This window comes from Verrucomicrobiota bacterium (assembly GCA_016871535.1).
Classification (GTDB): Bacteria; Verrucomicrobiota; Verrucomicrobiia; order Limisphaerales; family SIBE01; genus VHCZ01.
In genome coordinates this window covers 1-22,623 of the sequence record VHCZ01000018.1, presented here as the reverse complement: position 1 = coordinate 22,623, position 22,623 = coordinate 1, and the positions used below count along the sequence as shown (strand labels likewise).

17 protein-coding genes are annotated in these 22,623 nt (G+C 60.2%); 8 read left to right on the top strand and 9 right to left on the bottom strand.

Annotated features, from left to right (window positions below):
• Nucleotides 1-254: 254 nt before the first annotated feature.
• Complete coding sequence (locus tag FJ398_04455; GenBank protein ID MBM3837207.1) at nt 255-1,742, top strand: response regulator; 1,488 nt, start codon at nt 255-257, stop codon at nt 1,740-1,742.
• Nucleotides 1,743-1,748: 6 nt separating this feature from the next.
• Here FJ398_04455 and FJ398_04450 read toward each other — a convergent pair whose 3' ends face one another.
• Both FJ398_04450 and FJ398_04445 read right to left on the bottom strand, forming a co-directional pair.
• Entirely contained in the window at nt 1,749-2,195 is a 447-nt protein-coding gene (locus FJ398_04450) for a type II toxin-antitoxin system VapC family toxin (protein ID MBM3837206.1), read from the bottom strand.
• An 18-nt stretch (nt 2,196-2,213) separates the two neighbouring features.
• Nucleotides 2,214-2,405 (bottom strand): hypothetical protein, encoded by a 192-nt coding sequence (locus FJ398_04445; protein ID MBM3837205.1) that lies wholly within the window; start codon nt 2,403-2,405, stop codon nt 2,214-2,216.
• A gap of 517 nt (nt 2,406-2,922) precedes the next feature.
• Here FJ398_04445 and FJ398_04440 point away from each other — a divergent pair.
• Together FJ398_04440 and FJ398_04435 are read left to right on the top strand one after the other, a co-directional pair.
• Nucleotides 2,923-6,774 (top strand): tetratricopeptide repeat protein, encoded by a 3,852-nt coding sequence (locus FJ398_04440; protein MBM3837204.1) that lies wholly within the window; start codon nt 2,923-2,925, stop codon nt 6,772-6,774.
• Between the two features lie 547 nt (nt 6,775-7,321).
• A complete protein-coding gene (locus FJ398_04435; protein ID MBM3837203.1) occupies nt 7,322-8,431 on the top strand; it encodes a glycosyltransferase family 9 protein in 1,110 nt (369 codons plus the stop codon).
• Nucleotides 8,432-8,523: 92 nt separating this feature from the next.
• Here the strand turns inward: FJ398_04435 and FJ398_04430 are convergent, their stop codons facing one another.
• The 5 genes from FJ398_04430 to FJ398_04410 all read right to left on the bottom strand — a co-directional run bounded on the left by FJ398_04430 (nt 8,524) and on the right by FJ398_04410 (nt 13,588).
• Complete coding sequence (locus tag FJ398_04430; protein ID MBM3837202.1) at nt 8,524-9,309, bottom strand: sigma-70 family RNA polymerase sigma factor; 786 nt, start codon at nt 9,307-9,309, stop codon at nt 8,524-8,526.
• A 228-nt stretch (nt 9,310-9,537) separates the two neighbouring features.
• Entirely contained in the window at nt 9,538-10,185 is a 648-nt protein-coding gene (locus tag FJ398_04425) for a hypothetical protein (GenBank protein ID MBM3837201.1), read from the bottom strand.
• 451 nt (nt 10,186-10,636) lie between these two features.
• Nucleotides 10,637-10,912: a hypothetical protein gene (locus FJ398_04420; GenBank protein ID MBM3837200.1), complete on the bottom strand. Its 276-nt coding sequence runs from the start codon at nt 10,910-10,912 to the stop codon at nt 10,637-10,639.
• Nucleotides 10,909-11,169, bottom strand: a complete 261-nt coding sequence (locus tag FJ398_04415) for a hypothetical protein (protein ID MBM3837199.1) — start codon at nt 11,167-11,169, stop codon at nt 10,909-10,911. The genes FJ398_04420 and FJ398_04415 overlap by 4 nt, the downstream gene beginning before the upstream one ends.
• 676 nt (nt 11,170-11,845) lie before the next feature.
• Complete coding sequence (locus tag FJ398_04410) at nt 11,846-13,588, bottom strand: response regulator (protein ID MBM3837198.1); 1,743 nt, start codon at nt 13,586-13,588, stop codon at nt 11,846-11,848.
• A gap of 184 nt (nt 13,589-13,772) precedes the next feature.
• Here FJ398_04410 and FJ398_04405 point away from each other — a divergent pair, with 184 nt between their 5' ends.
• From FJ398_04405 to FJ398_04385, 5 genes are all read left to right on the top strand, one after another.
• Nucleotides 13,773-14,033 carry a hypothetical protein gene (locus FJ398_04405; GenBank protein MBM3837197.1) on the top strand — a complete coding sequence of 87 codons (261 nt, stop codon included), beginning with the start codon at nt 13,773-13,775 and terminating at the stop codon, nt 14,031-14,033.
• Nucleotides 14,023-15,228: a murein L,D-transpeptidase gene (locus FJ398_04400; GenBank protein MBM3837196.1), complete on the top strand. Its 1,206-nt coding sequence runs from the start codon at nt 14,023-14,025 to the stop codon at nt 15,226-15,228. Before FJ398_04405 ends, FJ398_04400 begins: the two co-directional genes overlap by 11 nt.
• Before the next feature lie 469 nt (nt 15,229-15,697).
• Complete coding sequence (locus tag FJ398_04395; GenBank protein MBM3837195.1) at nt 15,698-16,009, top strand: DUF3506 domain-containing protein; 312 nt, start codon at nt 15,698-15,700, stop codon at nt 16,007-16,009.
• Nucleotides 16,010-16,132: 123 nt separating this feature from the next.
• Entirely contained in the window at nt 16,133-18,589 is a 2,457-nt protein-coding gene (locus FJ398_04390) for a DUF1800 domain-containing protein (GenBank protein MBM3837194.1), read from the top strand.
• A 318-nt stretch (nt 18,590-18,907) separates the two neighbouring features.
• Nucleotides 18,908-20,371, top strand: a complete 1,464-nt coding sequence (locus FJ398_04385; protein ID MBM3837193.1) for a DUF1501 domain-containing protein — start codon at nt 18,908-18,910, stop codon at nt 20,369-20,371.
• A 149-nt stretch (nt 20,372-20,520) separates the two neighbouring features.
• Here the strand turns inward: FJ398_04385 and FJ398_04380 are convergent, their stop codons facing one another.
• Both FJ398_04380 and FJ398_04375 read right to left on the bottom strand, forming a co-directional pair.
• Nucleotides 20,521-21,903, bottom strand: coding sequence for an FAD-binding protein (locus FJ398_04380; GenBank protein ID MBM3837192.1), 1,383 nt, complete (start codon nt 21,901-21,903; stop codon nt 20,521-20,523).
• An 18-nt stretch (nt 21,904-21,921) separates the two neighbouring features.
• Nucleotides 21,922-22,155: a DUF2007 domain-containing protein gene (locus FJ398_04375; protein ID MBM3837191.1), complete on the bottom strand. Its 234-nt coding sequence runs from the start codon at nt 22,153-22,155 to the stop codon at nt 21,922-21,924.
• Between the last annotated feature and the right edge of the window lie 468 nt (nt 22,156-22,623).

Here is a 22,623-nt window from a genome sequence, read left to right as displayed (position 1 = left end):
TGTGAACTTCCTGCAAGTTCAGCGCGGCCGCTAATTAACTAATTACGGGTTAGATTAGAATGGTTTTCGTGGCCCCAATCACGCCGCAGAGCCGCCTCAATTCCCCGCGCACGAGTAGGTCAGCTTGGCGTCTTTGACGGTCCGGATGAATCGGTCGAGTCCTTCACCGGGGTCATTCAAGAGGGTATGGCCGGCAATGATCAGCTTCCATTTGCTGTTCCACACGGAGCGGCCGCGCTGGCAACCCTGGAGAAATGCGGTGCGTGACGCCACCTGCTCGCGATGGCTTCAGTGGGCGCTTCGGAGAAGGGTCTGAGAAATGCTTTGCTCGAACGGTTCTTGTCGTACTTGACTTTCGCTGGGCTAAGCGAAAAGGTCAGGCTCTAAAATTTAGGAAACTTATGGCTGCAAAGTCGGCATTGATCGATCCGAGTGGGGTTAGGGTTCTCCTCGTGGATGACGAGGACATGGTCCGTAATGTTCTCAAAGACCAACTCCAGCCGGAGGGCTACAACATCACTGAGGCCGATGGCGCCAGCAAAGCCCTGGACATCCTCCAGCGCGAGAATTTCGCGGTGATCTTGTGCGACCATGAGATGCCCGGCATGACTGGCCTGGATTTCCTGACCAAAATCAAGGAGTCCCACCCTTCCATCACGCGGTTGCTCCTGAGCAGCAAACTGAGCCTCACGGCGCTTTCCGAGGCCATCAAAACGGATTTGATCTACCGCTTCGTCACCAAACCGTGGCTGCGCGAAGAAGTCCTCGTCACGCTGCGCAACGCGATCACTCACAACCGTCTCGTCACCGAGAATCAGGCGCTGCACGAGCGGAACATGAATCTGAATCTGAAGCTCACCAAGCTCGCAGAAGCGGAACAAGCCGCCACCGAGGCCCGTCAGAGGGGCGCGTCTGATTCCGGCGCTTCCGAAACCGATTCACAAGGGGTGGCCTTGGGAGGGGAAGGGGAAACCTCCGCCGGAAGTCTGACGGTTCCCCCGCCGCCGGGAGTGGATTTGGCGATCCAGGCCTTCACCAAAATGCTTTACACTTTTCACCCAAACCTGGGCAACACCTCCCAACGGGCCGTCGCGCTGGTGCAAACCCTTGGCGAAGTCCTGGAACTTCCGTCGGACCAACTCAAAAGCCTGAGCTGGGCGGCCGCGCTGCACGACATTTCCCTCGTCAACGTCGATCGCGGCATCGTGCGGCGGTGGCTCCGCGGGCCGGAGAAATGCACGGACGAAGAACTGGTCATCATCAAACGCCATTGCGAACTCTCCCAGAAAATGCTCGAAGAGTTCGAGTTCTTCAAAGAGGCCGGAGAAATCATTCGCTCCCACCATGAAAACTGGAACGGCACCGGTTACCCGGACGGCTTGAAAGGTGAAATGATTCCGCCGCTGTCCCGGCTTCTGGCGATCGTGGTCGCATATTGCAGCAAGCACGCCGCAAGCATTCAGGCCATGAGCGAGATCGAAGCCGAGGTCGAAACGCGCTGGGATCCCGATGCCGTCCAGGCGTTCGCCAAAGCCGCGGCGCTCACGAAAATGCCGCGCGGCGAACGCGAAATCCTGCTCATCGAACTCAAGCCGGGTATGGTCCTGGCGCGGGACATTTTCAACGCGAACAATTTCCTCCTCCTCCCGAGGGGCCGGGAGTTGTCGGACGCCTCCATCAACAAGCTCCTCAGCATCAATCGCATCACCCCGCTCGATCCCCACGTTTTGGTGTACTGCTGAGCTGCCTCAGAACCAAAACCGGAAGTCGCGCCCTGCGTCCGCGATCAGGCGCACCTCCATCTTCCGGAAATTCCGCCAGGCCACATGGCCGTCGTCCGGCTCGGTTTCATCCCCTTTGTGATCGATCCGCGCTACCAGCAGCGCGACCTTATCCACGGCATGCGCAGAATTGGCGCTCAACCGCCGCAGCGAACCCGATCCGCGCGGCGTCGTGCTCCAGGTATCGTAATCGGGATTTCTCGTCAGGCTGGTGGTGAACGTCACCGGACTCTCAACGATCATCTGGCTTGAATATCGTCGAATCAGGCGGTCGTCACAAGCCAGGAATCTCTCCGCACCGGCAGCTTCAGCGCAGGCGAGGTGCAAAGCGTCCAGCGCCTTGAAGCCGGACTGTTCCAGCGCCAACGCGCGGGATTTGATCGCATCGTTCAGCGCGACGCTCGCTTCCGCCAAGCGGAGACAGTTTTCAATCTAACGCCGCCGCACTGGGAACGGGTTGCGACTGTTCTCCAAGTCGTGAATGGGCGAACGAATCAGCTTGGCGTCGCCTGCTTCAATCAGTGTCAGCACGAGACTAAACGAAAGCGTTTCGAGCCAGATGCGCGGCTGCCGCTGGTTGTCGAACGGCCGGTTCAACACGCTGTTGTCCAGGTAAAGCAGCATAGTTGGTTTGGATGTTTACGCAGCGGACACCGCCGTGAAATGGCCGTGCCGGCCGAAGATGTTGCACCGCGTTTTGTTGACGACATCTTCGGCGAAGCAGACGCGTGAAATGTTGGCTGAATCTCGCGAAGAACTTTGTCTTTCACGTCGGTCAGAGGCCGTTCTTTGTTTGGCGCTGCTGCGGATTCGCTCATGTTGCATCGTCTCTCGATGTGCGTCGCTTCACCTTCGCGTAAACTTCCGCGCTCTTTTCAACCAACTCCTTCGACTGCTTTCCACGCCCCGTTTGCGGGCTTCGTTCTCGGGGATGCTCTGCCGAGATGTCGTTTCCCCATTTCCGCAGCCGTGAGCTTCGTCTTCATGTCAGTAAGACTGGCTGCTTGCCGATTTCTTCGCAAGTGCCCTTTCCCGCTTCAGCGAGCTCGCGAGACTTCGATCGAGGTCACTGAGATCACAGCAAACCGGCCGGCTCAGTCGAAATTGGACAATTCGGAGGTTTCCGACTTTAATCCCAGCCGTGGCGAAGGCGACCGTTGGAAATGAAAGCATCGACGCGCTGATCGCCGCGGCCCAAGACGCTTTGCGCCGCGGCGATCTGTCCCAGACCATTTCCAAGTACCGCGCCGTCCTGGCCATCGATCCGGAGCACGGCCTGGCGAACTACTGGCTCGGCGTGCTCACCTTGAAAGCTTCGATGCCCAAAAAGGCGGTCTCGCTGCTGTCCATCGCGGCGGCCAAGCTCCCGGAATCGCCCGATGTTCACATCGATCTTGGATTGGCCTGGCTCGCTCTGGCCGACCGGCAGCGCGCTAAGAATTGCTTTCAAGCCGCGCGCGCAGCCGCTCCCAACTACGCCGCAGCTCAACTGACCCTGGCTAACGATTTCGAGCGCGACCGCAAACTGGCCGAAGCCGTGGAAGCCTGCCAGCGCGGGCTGGTGGTTTTTCCGCACGACGCCGATCTCCTCCGCAAGCTGGCCGATCTGCATTCACAGAGAGGCCAATGCACCGAGGCGCTCGGCGCCGGGAAAGCTTTATTGGAAGTCCGCCCCGATTGTCCGACGACGCATTTTGCGTTTGGCCAGAAATGTTACCAGGCCGGCGCGTTCGATCTCGCGGCGACCGCTTTTCAACGCGTGCTGGAGTTGCGCCCCAATTTCCTCAATGCGCTGCTCAACCTGGGCCTGGCGCTCCAGAAATTGGGCGAGCCGTCGCGCGCCTTGGAATGCTTTCAACGGGGCATCGAGATCGACCCGGCCCACAGCGGCATTTACAAATGTCTGGGCGACGCGCAGCGAGACTTGGGGAATTGGGCGCAAGCCAACGCCGCCTGGAAGAGAGCGGTCGAACTTCGTCCCGAGAACGCCGACGCCTGGCAGAATCTCGGCCTGGGCCTCGAACGCCAGGAGCGCCTGGAGGAAGCGCTGGCCTGTCACCGGCGTGTCGTCGAACTGCGCCCCAAGGACGCCACCGCGCATCGTTATCTGGGAATGATTCTCCAGGACCTGTGGCAACTCAAGGCCGCAGGCGATTGCTACGAAGAATCGCTGCGGCTCGATCCCGGCGACGCGGAATCTCATTGGCAAAAGTTCTCCCTGCTCGCGGCTCGCGGCGATTTCCCGCAGGCCTGGGAAGAACACGAATGGCGCTGGGAATTGAAGCAGCGCGCCACGCCCAAACGCGAATTCAAACAGCCGAAATGGACTGGCGATAATCTCATCGGGCGGCGGATTTTGCTCTACGCCGAGCAAGGGTTTGGCGACACCATCCAGGCCGTACGCTACGTCCCGCAGGTCAAAGCGCGCGGGGGCACCGTGTTGTTGTGGTGCCCGCCGGACCTCGTTTCCTTGCTGCGGACGCTCCCCGATGTCTCGGACGTTTTTTCCGAACTGACGGCCGAGAAGGTCTTCGATTGCCACCTCGCGCTGATGAGCTTGCCGCTCGTCTTCGAAACGACGCTGGCGTCGATTCCCAATTCCGTGCCGTATCTTCGCGCGCCGGCGGAGTCGAACTTCGTGTTGCCACGCTCCAGCACGTATTCCCTCAGTGAAGGTGCGGCGAGTGTCCTCGCGAGCCAATGGCCATCGACGAACGGCTCGGCGGGAGCCTCGCCCCACCGTCGTTCACTGAGGGATTACTCCAGCACCTCTGCCCCGCGTGTCGGCCTCGTTTGGAGCGGTTCCCGCAGCCAGCCGCACGACCGGCGGCCGGTGCCCTTCGAGAACTTGCGGCCTTTGCTTGGAATCGAAGGAGCGGAATTCTACAGCCTCCAAAAAGGAGCGGATGCGCTGAGTAATCAGACTCTTCCGGCGCCGGGCGAAATCTTCGATCTTAGCCCGCACTTGACCGATTTTAGCGCCACGGCGGCCGCGATCGAACAATTGGACCTGGTCATCACCATCGACACTGCCGTTGCGCACCTGGCCGGCGCGCTCGGCAAACCGGTCTGGGTGCTTTTGTCATTTGCGCCGGATTGGCGGTGGTTGTTGGGCCGCGAAGACAGCCCGTGGTATCCGACAATGCGGTTGTTCCGGCAAACGACGCCAGGTCGCTGGGATGACGTGATCCGCCGGGTTTGCCTGGAATTCTTGAACTGGCTGGCGTCGTATCAACGGCCTTCCGTATGGAAACCCTGGCTGACGGAAGGTCTCGCGCACCATCAAGCGGGCCGCCTGGCGGAAGCGGAAGGCTGCTACCAACGCGTTCTGGCCTTCGAACCGCGCCAGCCCGAAGCGTTGCGTTTCCTCGGCATCATTTGCCGGCAGCGCGGCGAGTTGACGCGCGCTCGCGAGTGCCTGGAGAAAGCGCTAGCGGCGCAGCCGAGCGACGCGCACGCGCACCACGACCTCGGCCTGGTGCATTTCGAGTCAGGCGATCTGGAACAAGCAGCGGCGGCGTACCGCAAGGCGATCGAGATTCTGCCGGGCTTCCCGGATGCGCACTACAATCTGGGCAACGCCTGCTACGCGCTGAAGCAACGCGAGGAAGCCGCGGCCAGTTATCGCCACGCGCTCGAACATCAACCGGACCTCGCCGAGGCGCACTATAACTTGGGCCTGCTCGATCAGGAAAAGGGCGATCTCGAATCCGCGGCGCAGCATTATCGGCGAACGATGGAATTGAATCCGTCCCACCTCGACGCTCGGCTGAATTTGGGCCTCGTGTTGAAAGAATCGGGAAAAGCCGATGACGCCGAGGCGTGTCTCCAGCAATTGCTCGCCTTCGATCCGAAGCACCCGAAGGCGCGGATCAATCTCGCGGCGCTGTGGGCCGCCCGGGACGAACTCGAAAGTGCGGACCAGACCTGCCGTGACGTAGTGCGCGAATATCCTGCGCTCGCCGAAGCGTGGTTGAACCTGGGGGTCACTCGCCAGGCGTTGGGCGATCCCTCCAACGCCATCCGTTGTTTCGGGCGCGCGCTCGAATTGCAGCCGGGTTATGCCGAGGCCGAATACAATCTGGGAATCGCGCAATTGCTCACAGGCGATTTCGCCGACGGCTGGAAGAATTACGAGGCGCGCTGGCGGACCGACATTCCCATCTTCAAGCCGCGCCGATTCGCCGCGCCTTTGTGGCAAGGAGAAGAATTGAACGGACGCCGCGTGCTGGTCCACGCCGAGCAAGGCCTGGGCGATGCGATCCAGTTTGCGCGCTACATTTCCCTGCTCGCCGAGCGCAGCGCCGAAATCATCTTCGAGTGCCCGGCGCCGCTGGTGAGATTGCTGGCCACGGTCCGGGGCGCGGCGCGAGTTATTTCGCGTGGAGAACCGTTGCCCGCAGTTGATTTTCAGATTCCTCTCCTGTCTCTGCCGCATCGGATGGGAACGATCTTCGGGAACATCCCGAATCAAGTTCCATACCTCCGCGTTCCGGATGGAACGGCGGTGAAACTGACGCAGACGGCGTCCGCCAGACTCAGAGTCGGTTTGGCCTGGGCGGGAAATCCTTTCCACGGGAAGGACCGGAGCCGGTCGATTGCGTTGGAGAAATTCTCGCCGCTCCTGGCGTTGTCCGGCGTGGCGTTCCACAGCTTGCAGGTCGGCGCGGCCAATCGGGAGTTAACCGAAGCGAAATCTGCCGGCGCTGTCATCAGCCTGGAATCGCAGTTGAATGATTTCGCGGCGACGGCGGCGGCGATCCAACAACTCGATCTGGTCCTCAGCGTCGATACTGCCGTGGCGCATCTGGCCGGAGCGTTGGGCAAACCGGTCTGGGTTCTGATTCCGTTCGCCCCCGATTGGCGCTGGTTGCTGGGACGCGAGGACAGCCCGTGGTATCCAACGATGCGGTTGTTTCGCCAGCCGCGACGAGGCGACTGGAGTTCGGTGATCGAACAGATCCACGTGTTCTTGAATGAAGCCATCGACTGATCCAGCCACGGCGCATCACAATGAGGGCATTCGGTTGGCTTCGATGGGCAACCTAGCGGAAGCGATCAAACACTTCCACGCCGCCGTCCAGATGAGGCCTCACGAACCAACCTGGCAATTCAACTACGGCCTGGCGCTTCAGCATCTCAAGCAATTGCCCAACGCCATCGCGGCCTACCGGAAGGCCGTCCAACTGAAGCCCGATTTCTTCGATGCGTGGAGCAACCTTTCGGCGGCGCTCAAAGCCGCCGGCCAGGCGAACGAAGCCGTTGCCGCAGGCCGGCACGCCGTGAAGCTGGCCCCGAATTCTGGCGGCGCTCATCTTAACCTCGGCAATGCGCTCAAAGCCGCCGGTGATTGGACCGCCGCCGAAGCCGCGTACCGGCGCGCGTTGATCTTGGAACCGAACAATCCCCGAATCCGCCTCAATCTCGCCAACACTCTGCGCGAGTTGGGCCGCTTGCCCGAAGCGATCGCGCTGTTGCGCCAGGCCGTGGAACGGAGTCCAAACTTTCCCGAAGCGCACCGCGATCTGGCTTTTGCGCTCATGCTCTCCGGAGATCTCCGGCCCGGCTGGATCGAAAACGAATGGCGCTGGCAAACGGAGGATATGATCAAGAAACGGCGGTCCTTCGAAGCCCCGGCGTGGTCGGGGGAAGATTTGCCGGGGCGCACGATTCTGGCCTATACCGAGCAAGGGTTTGGCGACGCGTTCCAATTTGTCCGCTACGTTGATCTCCTCGCGCAACGCGGCGCGCGCGTCATTCTGGAATGCCAGTTGGTTTTGAAACGTCTTTTCGAGACGGTGCGCGGCGTCAGCGAAGTCATTGCCCGCGGCGAACCGGTCCCGCGCGTCGATTTCCAAGCGCCGTTGTTGAGTTTGCCGCGCGTCTTCGAGACGACTTTGGAGACGATTCCCCGCGAAACGCCCTACATCAAAGCGCCCGCCGCGGCTTCGAACGAACTGCCGGCCTTTGGCGGTGAATCGTTCAAGGTCGGCCTGGTCTGGGCCGGGAATCCGGATCACCTCAACGATCAGAATCGTTCCATCCCATTGGCGCTGCTCCGGCCTCTTCTAAATTTAGAAGGCTTCCAATGTCCTGAGGACAGCCTTCTTCCCCACGAACGTCCCCCTCTCCCGTCCTACGGACACCCTCTCCCCCTCCGCGGGGGAGAGGGAACCGGCGAGGGGGCCGTCCAGGGGGACAATGTGCGAATTACTTCGGAGAATTCTCACCCTGAAGGCAAGGCGGACCTGCAGGTACGCCGTGCCTTCAAGGTGAGTCCCGCCTTCTACAGCCTGCAGGTGGGCGAACGGGCTTCGGAACTGAAACGCGAAAGCGGTCTGTCGCACGTCATCGATCTCAGCCCCCACTTGCGCGACTTCGCAACGACCGCGGCGGCCATCGAACGCATGGACCTGGTGGTCAGCGTCGATACTTCCGTCGCTCACCTGGCGGGCGCGCTGGGCAAACCGGTCTGGCTGCTGCTCCCCTTCGCTCCGGACTGGCGCTGGATGCTCGGCCGCGACGACAGCCCGTGGTATCCGACGATGCGCCTGTTCCGGCAAAACCAAATCGGTGATTGGACCACGGTGGTTGTGCGACTATGTGCGGAGTTGGGCACGGTCCGCCATCACCGCGATCACCCACATTGACGGAGTCAAGCACTGCGGCTCGCCGCACGGTCTTCAGCCTGCTGAGCTAGTCCCGCAACAAGCCAGGTCTCCGGTTTCAAACGCGGCAGGCATCAGGTTTGACCAAGCGCCATCAGCAGATTGCTGATTTCCTCATCGATGTCTCTGGGATCGGCGACGGTCCGGCCAACTTCAATTCTCAGCAACTGTCCCAGCCGCTTTCGCAGCCGATGCACGGCCACGCGCACCGTTCCCTCACTCAGACCCAGGCGCGCGGCGGATTCGTCATATTTCCCGGCTTTGGGTTCGCCGGATAAATAAACCTGCAACACTTCGAACTGCGCGCCTTTGCCTTCGTCCTGGCATTCGGCCTTTAACTGGGCATGCACTTTCTCCAAGAGCGTTAGCGCCCAGCGCCGCTCGAAAATTTTCTCCGGTGTCAAATCATGCGCGGGCGCCAATCGATAGCGGTCTTCAGCCGTCGTGTCATCAAGGGAGAACGTAAACGCTTTGCCGCCGCGCTTCTCGGCTCGTTGCCGATCCCATTCGTTGTTTAAGAAATTCTGCAACGAGCGGAGCAGGAATGACCGGAATTTTCCCCTGGCCGGGTCCGCGGCTTTGAGCACGCTCTTTTCCAAGAGCCGCGCGAAAAAATCCTGGGTCAAATCCTGGGCTTCATGGGGTGCGAATCCTTTCCGCCGTACGAACGCGTAGAGCGGGTACCAGTAATCCTGGCAAAGCCGGGCCAAGGCTTCCGCGGCCTCCGGCGAATCGCTGCCCGCCGCCGTCAACACCACACTCCAGTGCGTGGGCGCAAACTGCGCGGCCTGACGCATGCCGGTGGCGAAATTAGATCGCGCTGGCGAATGCTCCGAAGCAAGATTCGTATCCGAGTTCATGCGTTGCGCGTTTGGAACGCGGGTTGGGGCGAAGCCCCAGGGTGTGTATCGCGGTCCTCAATTTCAATCCGTCCGTCAGGTGGAAGAGCCGGGCTGTCGCGGCAGCGCTTGGACTGCGTGCGCTTCAGCGCTGCTCTGTCGCACGGTCGAAACGCAGCGGCCAAAGCGCGCGGATAGTCCTGCGGACCTATCCGTGCTCGGTTGCTCCAATGTTTGAGTGCGAGCATGTCACCGAGCCTTGGGATGAATTTTGCCGAAGTGAATCAGCAGGCAGCCAGCAGCGATGCCGGCGAGGGTGCCCGCAAGCATGTTGGCCGCCATATCGAAACCAGCCCCGATCAAATATGCCAGGAACGGACAAATGCTCGAAAGTGCCGGAAAAAAGAGCAGCACCCAAAAGAACTCCTGCCTCTTGCCGGTCGTGGCGCGAAGGGCAACGATCACCGGAGGGAAAAGCGCGCTTTGCACGCTAAAGATCGCAAAGGCAGGAACCCAGTCGTAATTCAGGCGCCAGATCAACCAGACCAGCATCAACCAGCCGGTCACCACCGCCGACGAGGTCCACTTCAAGGCCTTGGCGTCCCACTGCAAGAATTCTCCCAGGCGGAGCGGCGGCAATTTCTCCGCCGGTTCCGCCGCCCGGATTTTGACGGTCTTCACGAGGACGAACCCATCCAGCAAGCCAACCAGTGCCGCGAACAGGACAAATCCCTTGGGCGGTGTCACCTCCCAGATCAGGCACCCCGCTCCAACGAACAAGACCGCGAAGAACATCAACACGGGCCCGGACACTTTGGCCACCTTCCGTCGCGCATAGATCCACGAAGCGATCGCAACGTGAAAGGCGATCCAGATGAAAACGATTCGCGCTCCCAATTCTTCATAGGGATTGTTCAGGTATTCCCGCCAAAACGGAACCGTGAAATGCGCGATGGCCAGGAAAATGAGCAGAACGAGAATATTCGCCGCCAGAAACGCCCCGCTGTGATAGTGGATGGGTTGTCGGGGCGACCAAGCCGAAGGATTCAGTCGAAGATGGGGATCGGACCCCGTCTCGGTCGCTCCCGCCGGCCTCCCGCCGGCTGGTTTGGCAGGGTTGCAGTCAGAACCAAATGGTGCGGTTACACGCCGCGCAAAGGTTTTCGGCGGGAGGCCGAAAACTTCGCAACCCGGCGCGGACGCTTCGCCCCGTTTTCAGGTATTTCGGTGTCCCGCCGACAACCGTCAGTTGGCGTACAGGCGCACCGTTTGGTTTCGCCCCGGGCCGCTCTGGGAATGACAGTGACACGGAGCGCGGCACGACAGCACCAACCTGTGGAGCGCCCGATCAGAAACTCCGTAGCCAGGCTTTGAGTTCGTCGTGCGTCATCACGTCGTAGGCAGTCAGCAATCCTTTCTCGGCCAAAAACACGATCCGAAATTGCAGCCCGGCGCGGCACTCAAACAGGTCTTTGCGCAAGCGCCGGATGCCCAGACCGGAATGCCGGTGCGGATTTCCGAACCCGCCGGCCAGCGGGCGCAACGATTCCGCAATCTGTTCCAGATCGGCCGCGCTCATCTTCCCGATCCGCCGCTGTAAGCGCGGATGGAGTTCGATCCTCACACTTTGCCCGTGAACGGCTTGGATTCACCGGCGCGTCGGGCCGCGTGCACGTCGGCCTTAACCCGCCGATACGCGCGTTCGGCCTGTTTCTCGGCCACGCCGTACTCTTGCAGCACGTAATCTTCGGAGTGGACCTGGACCGGCCGCAACGCCACGACCCTGCCCTCCACCAGGAAACCAACGTCTTCACCCTGCAGCGCGCGTTTCAGCCATGCGCCCAGGTTCTGCCGCCCCTCAGTTACGGATAGCGTTTTCATATCGACAGCATAAAGTCTTGGGCTCTCCCGTCAACTGGCCATTCTTGCGCGTCTTGCGCGGACGTGTACCGCGCGAGTTTGAAATGCGATCGCGCGGCGACACCTCCGGCAGCGGCCGTTCGTGGAAGTCGTCCATCAACCGCTAGCCACAGGCACATAAAAGGCAATGGTGGCAAAAATGAACGCGAGGCTCATCTTTGCCTCGCGGGAATCACCCACGAGATTCGTCCCCGAAATAACGCACCGAGGAAGAAAGGGACTCCCGGGCTTCGTCGGGTCCAGCGGACGAATTCGCGACGGTCTCACTGGTGTCCAGGTCCAAGGCGACCAGCGCCAGGCAGGACGGGCAAAGCCCGCGCAACGTTTTCAGAGTCAGCACGGCGCCACACTTGGAGCACTGGCGTCGTGGAAGGGGTTCATTTGCAGGTCTCATGGTACCCTTCTTCACGTAGAAACCCGGCGACGATTACAGACTTTTTGGTTTTTCAGGGGCCGCAACCCCGCAATGCTGACATCAGCTGAATCCATAAGATGAGAGCCGCTACGCATCGTGCTCGCATTGTTTTCTCTTGTCGCTATGGCGGCGCAGAGCACCGCCCTACCGGCGATGGGCCAAGGGTCATAGGCACGCCTTGGAGACCGTGGAAGCTCTCCGATCGCAATCAGCACGACCCTCTCAAACCTCGAATGGTCCGTCGTGAAGTTTGAGGTCGGGCGGGGTCAAGGGCGGGGATGGTGCGAGCTTTGCATCCTGGAGGCGCGACGGAGGACGAGCCGGGGCTTCCTTGACGGGCGCGGACTCGATGACTTCCGCAAGGGTCTCGAGCAGTTTCTCCAAGGCGAAAGGCTTCTTGAGGAACGGGATTTTCTTCTTCAACATTTCCGGCAGATTCACCTCTTCGTTCAGTCCGCTCACCGCGACGATCTTCACTTTCGAGTCGATCTGGAACAGGGCCCGGATCATTTTCGCGCCGTCCATGTAAGGCATCGACATGTCGGTGACGATCACGGAAATCTCATTCCGATGCTGGGTGAAGAGCGCGAAACCTTCGGTGCCGTCGCACGCCGTCAGAACCTGATAACCATTCTTCTTCAGCGTCGAAGCCGTGATGTCGCGGATGACGCGTTCGTCATCGACCACGAGCACGACGCGGCCGTTGCCGGAGGGCAGGATGAGCGAAGGCTCGGGCGCCGCGGCCGGCGAGGCGGTCTCGATGGTGGGAAGATAAATCGTGAATCGGCTGCCTTTGCCCAGCTTGCTGCTCACGTCCAGGAAACCGCCGTGGCGCTTCACGATGCCCAGGACTGTGGACAAGCCCAGCCCCGTGCCTTTGCCGGCTTCTTTCGTGGTGAAGAACGGATCGAAAATCCGCTCGATCACGTCTTCGGGAATGCCGACGCCATTGTCCGAAATGCGCAGCGACACATATTCTCCGGGCGCGGCGGGGGGATGCCGGCTTACGAAGCCCGTGTCGAGCACGATATTGGCCGCTTCGATCTGGAGGATGCCGCCGTTGGGCATGGCGTCGCGCGCGTTGACGCACAGGTTCATGATCGCCTGGTAAAGCTGTGTCTTGCTGCCCAGCACCGGGCGGAGGTCTTTGCCGAACCGCGTCACAATCTGGATCGAGCGCGGAAACGTGTCCTTCGCGACTTTCTGGAATTCGTGGAGCAGTTGTTTGACGTCGAGCGGCGCGCGCTCCGATTCGGTGCCGCGCGCGTAGGAAAGGATCTGGTGAACCAACGCGCCGCCCCGGCGGGCGCTGACCTCGATCGAACGCAGCAATTCGGCCTGGCCCTCGTCCTTGATGTCGTTGAGCAGGTTTTGCGACGCCATCAGAATCGGCGCCAGAACGTTATTGAGGTCGTGCGCAATGCCGCTGGCGAGCAGGCCCACGGTTTCCAGGCGCTGCATGCGGAGGAATTGCCGTTCCAGCTCTTTTTGCTCGGTGACGTCCGTGTTGACGATGAGAATTTCGTCTTTGCCTTCGAGATTGCGGCCCAGCGTCCAGCGCGTCTGCACGAAGATTGTCCGGCCCATGCTGGTCATGTGATTTTCCTCGGCCAGGTATTCCCGTTTGGCGATGGTTGCGGCCAGGTTGGCTGAGAAATGGTTCGACTCCGGCGGATAGAACAATTTGGATAAGAGCTTGCCGTTGGCGGTCTCGGAGGACCAGCCATAGATGCGGGTTGAGCCCTGGTTCCAGGCAACGACGCGCCCATCGAGATTGCAGACGATGACGGCGTCGGAGGTCATGTCGAGCAAGCCTTCTTGAGTGTGGAAATGATCCTCAACGTGGCGGCGGGCGCTGACTTCGGTTTGCAGAGATTGGCTCAGGCGGGAGACTTCCGAAGTCAGTTCGGTGACTTTCTCGACCAGACGGTCGCACTCGCCTCGGAGTTCAGCTTCGTTTTGCATCGGTTTGCGGCTTGGGTCTTGGGCAACGATTCAAATGTTTACCAGGAGAAGATCGGACATGACAAATGGCCCGGGTTCACACGATATTTCGTGACTAATTCACTGATGCTCTTGTACACCAAAACCACCGTGGGGCAAATCCGAATTCAGGAATGAAACCCCGAAGCGCGCCGGCCTTTCTCCTTTGCGCCGTGGCCTGGGCTTGGTTGAACGCTGGTCGCGGCTGTCGTGCCGAATCCGCTTCGCTGGTTTCGGAGCCTGCGGCGTTGGCTCCGAACGCCGCCTTCCGCCTTCCCATGAACTTGCCAGGGCGAGCCTGTCCCCAGCGAGCCGAGTCGGACGTGTTCCACGCACGTCGAGCGGCTCGCCAGGAAGGACTCGCCCTACCGGGTTCATGGGCCGAGTGCAGGTCCGAAAGGAACAGGCAGCTTCCCATGAATCGTAATCCTAATCTTACTCTTACTCGAAAAGCGCTTATCTCCGAACGATTAGGATTAAGATTAGGAGCAGGAGAACTCCACAAGCCTAATTCAATCGCAGTGGGAACAGGGGCTGGGTTCAGCAGTTCGGTGCGCGATGCTTTTTCGGAGAATTCTCTCCCCAGCCTACTCATCCATTACCAAGCTATCGGAACAAACGACGCCCGATCTGCCGTGCCCGAAAGTCCGGCTGTGCAAGCTGCACCTTTGGTTCCCACAAATCCCCCGCCCGCAACGGCTCCCGCGTCGAACTCCGTCTTCCGTCCGCGTCCGCTGCTTGTGCGCGGCCTGGCCAATTCCACCTTGCGGCCTCCGCGCAGCGGGTATGAAGCGCAACTGGCCTTGGCGCGGCGCGGCATTTCGCCCGGATGCATCGACGGCGCCGTCGGCTCGCAAACTCGCGCGGCGTTGCGAGCGTTTCAAGAATGCGAACGCCTTCCGGTCACCGGCCAACTCGATGCTCCGACCAAAACCCGTCTTCTCCTGAGCGATCCGACCGAACGAACTTATGTCGTGACGAGCAACGATCTGGCGCGGTTGCAGCCTGTGGGCGAAACGTGGCTGGCGAAATCGATGCAAGCTCGTCTCGATTACGAAACCATCCTCGAATTGGTCGCGGAGAAAGGCCAGGCGCATCCAAACCAGATTCGGTTGCTCAATCCCTCCATCAACTGGACCAACGTGGCCGCCGGCACACCTGTCCTCATCCCGAATGTCGAGCCGCCTCCCGTGCCCGCCAAAGCGGCCTGGGTACGGATTCGGCTGGCGGACCGCACGCTCCAGGCGTTCGGCGAGGACCACACTTTGCTGGGGCATTTCCCGTGCAGCATTGCCCGCCGGATCGAGAAACGTCCGCAGGGAGATCTGTTCGTCGAGAAGGTCGCTTCTTATCCGACGTATCGCTTCGATCCGGATATTTTTCCTGAGTCGGAGGAAGGACGGCGGTTGGGGCGCGTTCTCTTGATCCCGCCCGGCCCGAACAACCCGGTGGGCACCGCCTGGATCGGCTTGAATCGCCCCGGCTACGGAATCCACGGCACCCCGCGGCCGGAACAGGTTGGCCGCACCGAGTCGCACGGCTGCTTTCGCCTGGCGAACTGGAATGCGGATTATCTTGCCCTACTCGTAAGGGTGGGAACGCGCGTCCGCGTTGAGCCGTAAACCGGGCATTTCAGATTGCGGATTGCGGATTGCGGATTGCGGATTGCGGACGTCGGATGGGCGATTGGCGATTGGCGATTGGCGATTGGTTCTGGGGCGGAGACGGGGACAGGTTTGAACGGCTGCCTTTGAGCCAGAAGCTCACCCAGCCCAGAGTCACTGGCCCTTACGTTTTACGTTTTACGTTTTACGCATCACGCGTCACGAACGACGCCCGAACGCAGGTGCGATTAAAGCTGTCGGTCAACGAAGCCTTCTCCCTCTCTGCCCGCAGGAAGGAGAGGGCGGGGGAGAGGAGGTCCGCTGGCTCGGGTCTCAGGTTTCCAACCCCCCCCTCTCTCCAACTCTCTCCCCACTCGTTCCTCGCGGGCAGAGAGGGAAGTCAATCGGAGTCGTTGACCGACGCTTTTAATCGCACCCCGAACACTCCGACAATTTGCATCTCCCGCGACCTCGTGTAATTTCCCGCATGTCAACGATGCAATTCGATCTGACCGGAGAATGGATCGGCCATTACCGCGGCCACTACGACGAGGTGGTCAAGATCACCCAAAGCGGACGACGCGTTGAAGCGGTGAAGATTACCGGGGACGATTATGTGCCTGCCGGCGAGATCACCTGGCGTGCTGACTTGGGGACCGGGTTGGGTGAAGGCCAGATAGCAGAGGAAGGTTTTAGAAACCCTCGCTTCATTCCCGGCCAACTCAAGGTCGTAAACCGTGATCGAATCGTGTTCCACTGGATGAATTCAGGGCACGTCGAATACCGGCGCGACGAGTAGCCGCCTCGTTGGCACTACAAGGAGAATCTCGGTCAGAGGGAGAGGACCACGATGTCGATCCGTCGGCGCCGTCGAAGATGCAGAGTTGTGAGTTGTGCTGCATGCTTGACTGCGGCATAAGTAATGCTAGTTTTTCACCGTTCGCGTGGACAGGCTCAGAGTGCATTGAAATCTATGTCTTACCTCTGTGTTTCCCGGTGGTTATTGCCAGTTTTGGCAGGCAGTTTCGTCCTTCTCCCCGTTTTGGCCGAGGATCCTTCCCCACCCAGGATCGCCAGTATTGGAATTAAGAACGCGCAACAGGTTCTGCGTTTTTCTCCATACCCCGCGGCCCAGGAATTCAAGATCTTGCGCGCCGACGCGCTTGGGCTTCCCTTTTCAGTGGATGCAACCGGCGTCCTAACTGGTTACGAATGGAAATCACCCCTTCGCGCAGGGACTCCACAGGGGTTTTACCGCGTCGAGGTCACACCGATCAGCGATGAATCCCTGGCCGCGGCGACGGTCTTGAACCGGACCGCCTATGGCCCCACGCCCGACGAGCTGGAGCGCATCCGCACCATCGGCGTCCAGGCTTACATCGATGAGCAACTGTCCCCGGAACACATCCAGGAAGACCTGGACATCAACAAGGTCGTCATCCCGTCGGACTGGCAGTATGTCACGGCGAGCAGCACGGCGAGTTCCAGCCAGCTCTACATTTACCTCAACTCTCTAGGGGAAGGTTACATCGACGACATTCAACTCGTAGCCGGGAACGTGGCCGGTACCGGGCCAAACCTGCTCCGGAATGGGGATTTCGAAATGCCGCTCACCACAAAGGATTGGAAAGTGGCTTCCAATCACGCACGCTCCGTGATTTCAACCGATGTCAAGCGTTCCGGGCGCAGCAGTTTGCGCCTGGTGACAACCGCGCCGGGATCAACGGACACATCAGCCATCGTGCAGACGATTACGCCTGCACTCGCCCCTTCGCCGCAGAGGTACACCTTGAGCTTTTGGTACTTGCACACAACCAACGCCCTCAGCCGGGTGACGGTGAGGTTGTCCGGCAGCCAACCGAGCGGGTCATCGCCCATGTTGCCACCCATCACGACTTTGACTTATGGCATCGCCTCCCTCGCGGACCTCTCGACCTGGCACATTCTGCACGCGGTCCAGTCCAAACGCCAGTTGCTCGAAGTTCTGACCCAGTTCGTTGATAACCATTTCGTCACTTACCAGGACAAATCCCAGGACTACCTCGCCGGCAAAGTGCCTTCCGGGGCCGACGCCGCTTTCGCGACCGACCTCGAATATCGGGAGTTGAAGAAATGGCGCGAGGTGCTGATGAACCCAAACGGCACGTTTTACGACCTCCTCAAGATCAGCACGGAAAGCCCGGCCATGGTGATTTACCTCGACACGGTCGCGAGCAAGAAAGGCGCGGCGAACGAGAATTACGCCCGCGAGTTGATGGAACTCTTCACGATGGGCGTCGATAATGGCTACGATCAAAAGGACATCGAGGAAATGAGCCGGGCCTGGACGGGCTGGCGGGTGGACAAACTCCCGGTTGGCCAGGAAAACAATCCCTTCGCGACGCCGATCCCGACCGCCAGTCGGAACACGACTCCCGGCACCTGGACCTTGCGGTTCAATTCCAGCGCGAGCGAACATGACGCGACGGCCAAGACGATTTTCCCGGGCAAGACGATCGATGCTCGTTTCGGCCCGCCGCACGCTGGCAAATCTTACGAACTCAGGCTCCCTGCCCGCACCGGCACCGCGGGGATGCAAGACGGCTACGACATCATTTCGCACCTGGCGGATTTGCCTTACACGCAGGAATACATCAGCGTCAAACTCTGCCGCTACTTCATTCACGAGAACTTCGTCCATGGCGTTTATGATTACACTCAACCAAATTCGAGCGCCGAAGCCGCATTGATCCGCGATTGCATGAAGGCCTGGGACACGCCCGCGGCAGATGGGCGGAAGGGCAACCTTCGCAGCGTGCTGAAGGTGATCTTTAACTCCTCGACGTTCCGGCAACATGCGGCCTCGCAGCAGAAAGTGCGAAACCCGCTCGAATTCACAGTCGCCTCCGTGCGAGCCTTGCGTGCCGCCAGGCCAACCGGAGGGTTCACTTCGGACTGCACGGGCGCCGACTTGAATAACAAGATGATCACGCTCGGCATGCGGCTTTTCAACCGGGAAGAGCCCGACGGCTGGTCCGAGTTCGGCCAGGACTGGATCAATTCATCCTCGTTGATCGAACGAATGCGCTTCGTTCAGGAGCGGCTTCGCACGGCATCGGTTGCGGATCCCGTCGGGCTTTTGAAATTGAAACTTCCCTCGACCCAATGGCGGGACGCGGGCTTAGTGACGGATTACTTCCTGAGCATACTTTTCCCGGCTGAAGGCAAGGCCAATCTTACTCTAGACCGGGCCACGGCCTTGACCTTCTTGAACACGGCGGACAACGGAACCACTCCGTCGCTGTTCAACGCCTTGGACCCGAACTCCTCCACGTATGGGACGCGCGTGAGGGGGATGGTCGCTTATTTGATGGGACTGCCTCGATTCCAAGAACAATAGTGGAACGTAACCCATTGAGCCACGGATGAATCACGGATTAGACACTCGCTGGCGGGCCCTCTCTATCGCGTTTGAGAGCTGGCCGAACGGATCGTTGCAATTGCTTCAGTTCCTCCTGCGATTGCTGCCCAGGGTTTGGCCGACGCCGCAACCCTGTCTGATTCGTGGCATCCGCGGCTTACGGAATCACGAAATGCCGGAGTATCGAAGTGTCGGAGTATCGGAGTATCGGCGTGCCGGGGCGCCAGTGATGCACCGATACCCCGATACGCTGACACCCCAATACAGAATTTGGCGATCCGTGGCTATACAAGATCTATGAACATCCTGACCCGCCGAACCTTCCTCGAACGCAGCCTTCAAGTCGCCTTGGGCGCGACGGCGAGCGCGTTCCTCAACGTCCCTTCGTTCATGCAGCGCGCCCTGGCCCAGGGCACCATCCCGCAGCGGAACAAGAAAATCCTGTTCGTCTTCCTCCGGGGAGGCAACGACGGCTTGAATACCATTATCCCGTGGGGAGACAGCGCCTACAACCAGACGACGCGCCCGTCGCTCTACATCCCTCCGCCCGATCCGCTCACGAGCGTTTCCGGACGCATCCCGACCACGACTGACCAGACGCGCACGGTCGATCTCGGAAATGGCTTCGCTGGAATCCATCCCGGTTTGGCCGGACTGGCGCCGGTCTTCAATGACGGGCAGGTCGCCTTGATCCATCGCGTCGGTTACCCGAAGCAATCGCGCTCGCACTTCGATTCGCAGCGCTACTGGGAAAACGGCATGCCCAGCAAAAACCTCACGAGCAGCGGCATCTTCTATCGGGCGATCGCCAACACCGGGCTTGCAGTCGGGCGCAAGTTCCCGGCGATTTCGCTGGAGAGCAGCAATCCTTTGCTGCTGCGCGGTCCCGCGCCGTTGACGACGAATCTGGCGGATCCGAATCGTTACGACATGTACGGCATTACCGGGACGGCCGCGGAAAAGCAGAAGCTGCTCACGCTCATCACGGCGGAATATCGCATCCCGTATCCGGAGAAAGACAACCGCGAACTTCTGTTTCAAACCGGCGTCGGACTGAAGGACGCCATCGACTTGATCAAGACCATCGGCCTGACGGCGAACAATTTCTTCGACACCAACGGCACGACCCATTTGTTCCCCATCGACGCCGCGTCCAATCAGAAGGGATTCACGAGCAGTTCCTACGGCTATTTCAAGAACATCAAGACGGCCGCGCAGGTCCTTTCGAGCACCGACGCGATCATCGCGGGAACCAGCCTCGGCGGATTCGACACGCACAACAACCAGGGCGCGCTGACCGGCGGCCATTCCGACCGGATGAAATGGCTCGGCTGGACGATGTACGCGTTGCGGAAGTATTTCACGGCTGTGAACCCCACGCTCTGGGACGACACCCTCGTGGTCACGCTTTCGGAATTCGGGCGGACGACGAAGGAGAATGGCAATCAAGGGACCGATCACGCCGAGGCGGGTGTCATGTTCGTCGCGGGCGGCAAGGTCAAAGGCGGCGTGTATCAGTGCAGCAACGACTCGTGGACGGTTGGAACCTCAGGCTCCATGTTCCAGGTGAACCAACGCTACTTGAAACGAAGCGTCGATTACCGATCCGTGCTCGGTGAAATCATCCGCGACCATCTGGGCGCAACGCCCGCGCAGCTCGCCACGGTCATTCCGGGTTACGCCGACGCCCGCGAAAGCCTGCAAAACGGCGGCGTCACGCTGGATGGCACGCGCATTGTCGGAGAGCTGGGGATTGTTTGATAATACTCAGAGCCGGTCTGAAAATGGGTGGAACGGGCTACCAGCCCGTTTTTGGCGGCAACCTGCCGCCGAACATTGCGGCAGGCTGGTAGCCTGCCGTAACAGGCCAGTGGCCTGTTCCACCCAAAAGCCATTTTCAAAACGCGTGCTCAGACGAATTTGCCCGGATTCAGAATTCTCTTGGGATCGACGGCCCGCTTGACCGCCTCGTGCAGCCGCTGCACCTCCCGTGAAACTGCGAGCGGCCACCACGGCTTCTTGGCCAGACCAATGCCGTGTTCGCCGGTGATCACGCCTCCCAACGCCAGGACGCCGCGAAACAATTCGTCCAGCGCCGCATCGGCCCGCGGCCGCGCGTTCGGTTGGGTCGTGTCCACCATGATGTTGACGTGAATGTTTCCATCTCCGGCGTGGCCGAAACACGCGACCGGGAACCCGTGCTTCTTCCGGAGATGCACGGCCAGTTGGAATAATTCCTCCAATCGCCCGCGCGGCACCACGACGTCCTGGTTGAGTTTGGTCAGCCCCGTGTCGCGCAACGAGTAGGAGAATTCGCGGCGCAACTGCCAGATCCTTTCGCATTGCTGACTGCCCAGAGCTCGCCGCACGAAGAGCGGGTTCAGCGATTGCGCGATCCGTTCCATTTGCCTGGCTTCAGCCCGGACGGAGCGTTCCTGCCCATCCAATTCGACGATGAGGTGCGCCCGGCATCCGGAGAGCAGCCGGCTGCCCGTCCGTTTTTCGGCGGCGGCCAGCGTAAAGGCGTCGGCAAGTTCGAGCGCGGAAGGCAGAAAGCCGCTCGCAAAGATCGCGTCGAGGGTCCGGACGGCTGCGCGCATCGAGGCAAAGCCAATCGACAGACACGCCCGAAATGGAGGCAGCGGAAGCAGCTTCAACGTGGCTTCCGTGACGATGCCGAGCAAGCCTTCCGAGCCGACAAACAAACGCGCCAGATCGAACCCGGTTTTGTTTTTGTGCGTGCGCCCGCCCAGCCGAACGATGGCGCCATCGGCCAGGACCACTTCGACGCCCAGGACGTACTCGCGGGTGACGCCGTATTTGAGGCAACGCGGGCCGCCGGCGTTGGTCGCGATGTTGCCGCCGATGGTGCAGTCCGCCCGGCTCGCGGGATCCGGAGGATAGTAAAGGCCCAGTTTCTCGACAGCTTCCTGGAGCGTCTGAGTGATCACGCCCGGCTGAACGACGGCGACGAAATCTCTCGGATTGATTTCCTTGATGCGGCTCATCCGCGCGAGCGAGAGAGCAATTCCCCCCTGGCTGGGCACGCAACCGCCCACGTAACCATGCCCAGCGCCGCGGGCGGTCACAGGAATCGAGTGCTGTGAAGCAAAGCGAAGGAGCGTCGCAATGGTCTTCGCAGAACGCGGAAACGCGACCGCTTCGGGCAAGTGCGACGCAAACCACTTGTCGCCGGCGTGCGCTTCCAGAGCCGCCAAATCCATCCGGAATTCTCCCGGCGGCAGGCGTTTTCTCAGTTGGTCCAGAAGGACCCGCTTAGTGGTCATGGACATATTTATGCCCATGACCACTTAGTTGATTTCATCCTGAGTGGGAGGACCTGCGGTCACGAGCGACCGGGCGTCCTCAGCCTGGTCATCGGGCACTTGAACGAGGATGCCGCCGGTGGCCATGGAAGACGGGTCCAGGCCCATGGAAGCGAGTTCATGAGCGACCTCGGCCTGGTAACCCGCGACTTCAAGGCGCGAGCGAACGAGCTGCGCTTCCGCCGGGTTGAAGGTTTTGAATACGGTGACGAGCTGCATAGCTCAAGATGGAACGGGCCCGGGCAAAGTTCAAGCGTTAGGTGTTTTCGCCAAAGGCATCCGATGTGATGCTTCTAGTCGGACATAATCCAAGTCTGATCTGTGGCGCAACGGCAGTTGATCCTTGGCGGATGGGGGCAGTCCGCGTTCCACCATATCAAGTCAGGTCGAACCAGACCCTTCATCCCGGCGAGGAAAGCAGCGTGCTCCAACTCCAGGTTCAAGCGGGACAAACCATTGGAGACCTTAAGGTGTTAGTGCATTCTGCCACAATTCGGAACCCATAAGATTGGAGCGTCTCCTTGTCAGTTGCGGATTTTAAGGGCGGGCGGCGGATTGCGGCGCGACATGAGCATTCATTGCTATTCGAATAGCATCGACCTTGATCTGCCGGTTTCATCGCCATTGTCCGGTGAGAGTAAACGCCGCCCAAAAATACGGATTGGAAAAATCTTTGGAGCGCAAGAG

Bases quoted from the DNA above. Each gene is read 5' to 3' on its own strand.
- FJ398_04380 (MBM3837192.1), bottom strand. From the start codon at position 21,903: ATGTCCATGACCACTAAGCGGGTCCTTCTGGACCAACTGAGAAAACGC.
- FJ398_04415 (MBM3837199.1), bottom strand. From the start codon at position 11,169: ATGAAAACGCTATCCGTAACTGAGGGGCGGCAGAACCTGGGCGCATGG.
- FJ398_04455 (MBM3837207.1), top strand. From the start codon at position 255: ATGCGGTGCGTGACGCCACCTGCTCGCGATGGCTTCAGTGGGCGCTTC.
- FJ398_04375 (MBM3837191.1), bottom strand. From the start codon at position 22,155: ATGCAGCTCGTCACCGTATTCAAAACCTTCAACCCGGCGGAAGCGCAG.
- FJ398_04390 (MBM3837194.1), top strand. From the start codon at position 16,133: ATGCTAGTTTTTCACCGTTCGCGTGGACAGGCTCAGAGTGCATTGAAA.
- FJ398_04400 (MBM3837196.1), top strand. From the start codon at position 14,023: ATGAATCGTAATCCTAATCTTACTCTTACTCGAAAAGCGCTTATCTCC.
- FJ398_04445 (MBM3837205.1), bottom strand. From the start codon at position 2,405: ATGCTGCTTTACCTGGACAACAGCGTGTTGAACCGGCCGTTCGACAAC.
- FJ398_04410 (MBM3837198.1), bottom strand. From the start codon at position 13,588: ATGCAAAACGAAGCTGAACTCCGAGGCGAGTGCGACCGTCTGGTCGAG.
- FJ398_04395 (MBM3837195.1), top strand. From the start codon at position 15,698: ATGTCAACGATGCAATTCGATCTGACCGGAGAATGGATCGGCCATTAC.
- FJ398_04385 (MBM3837193.1), top strand. From the start codon at position 18,908: ATGAACATCCTGACCCGCCGAACCTTCCTCGAACGCAGCCTTCAAGTC.
- FJ398_04435 (MBM3837203.1), top strand. From the start codon at position 7,322: ATGCTCTCCGGAGATCTCCGGCCCGGCTGGATCGAAAACGAATGGCGC.
- FJ398_04430 (MBM3837202.1), bottom strand. From the start codon at position 9,309: ATGAACTCGGATACGAATCTTGCTTCGGAGCATTCGCCAGCGCGATCT.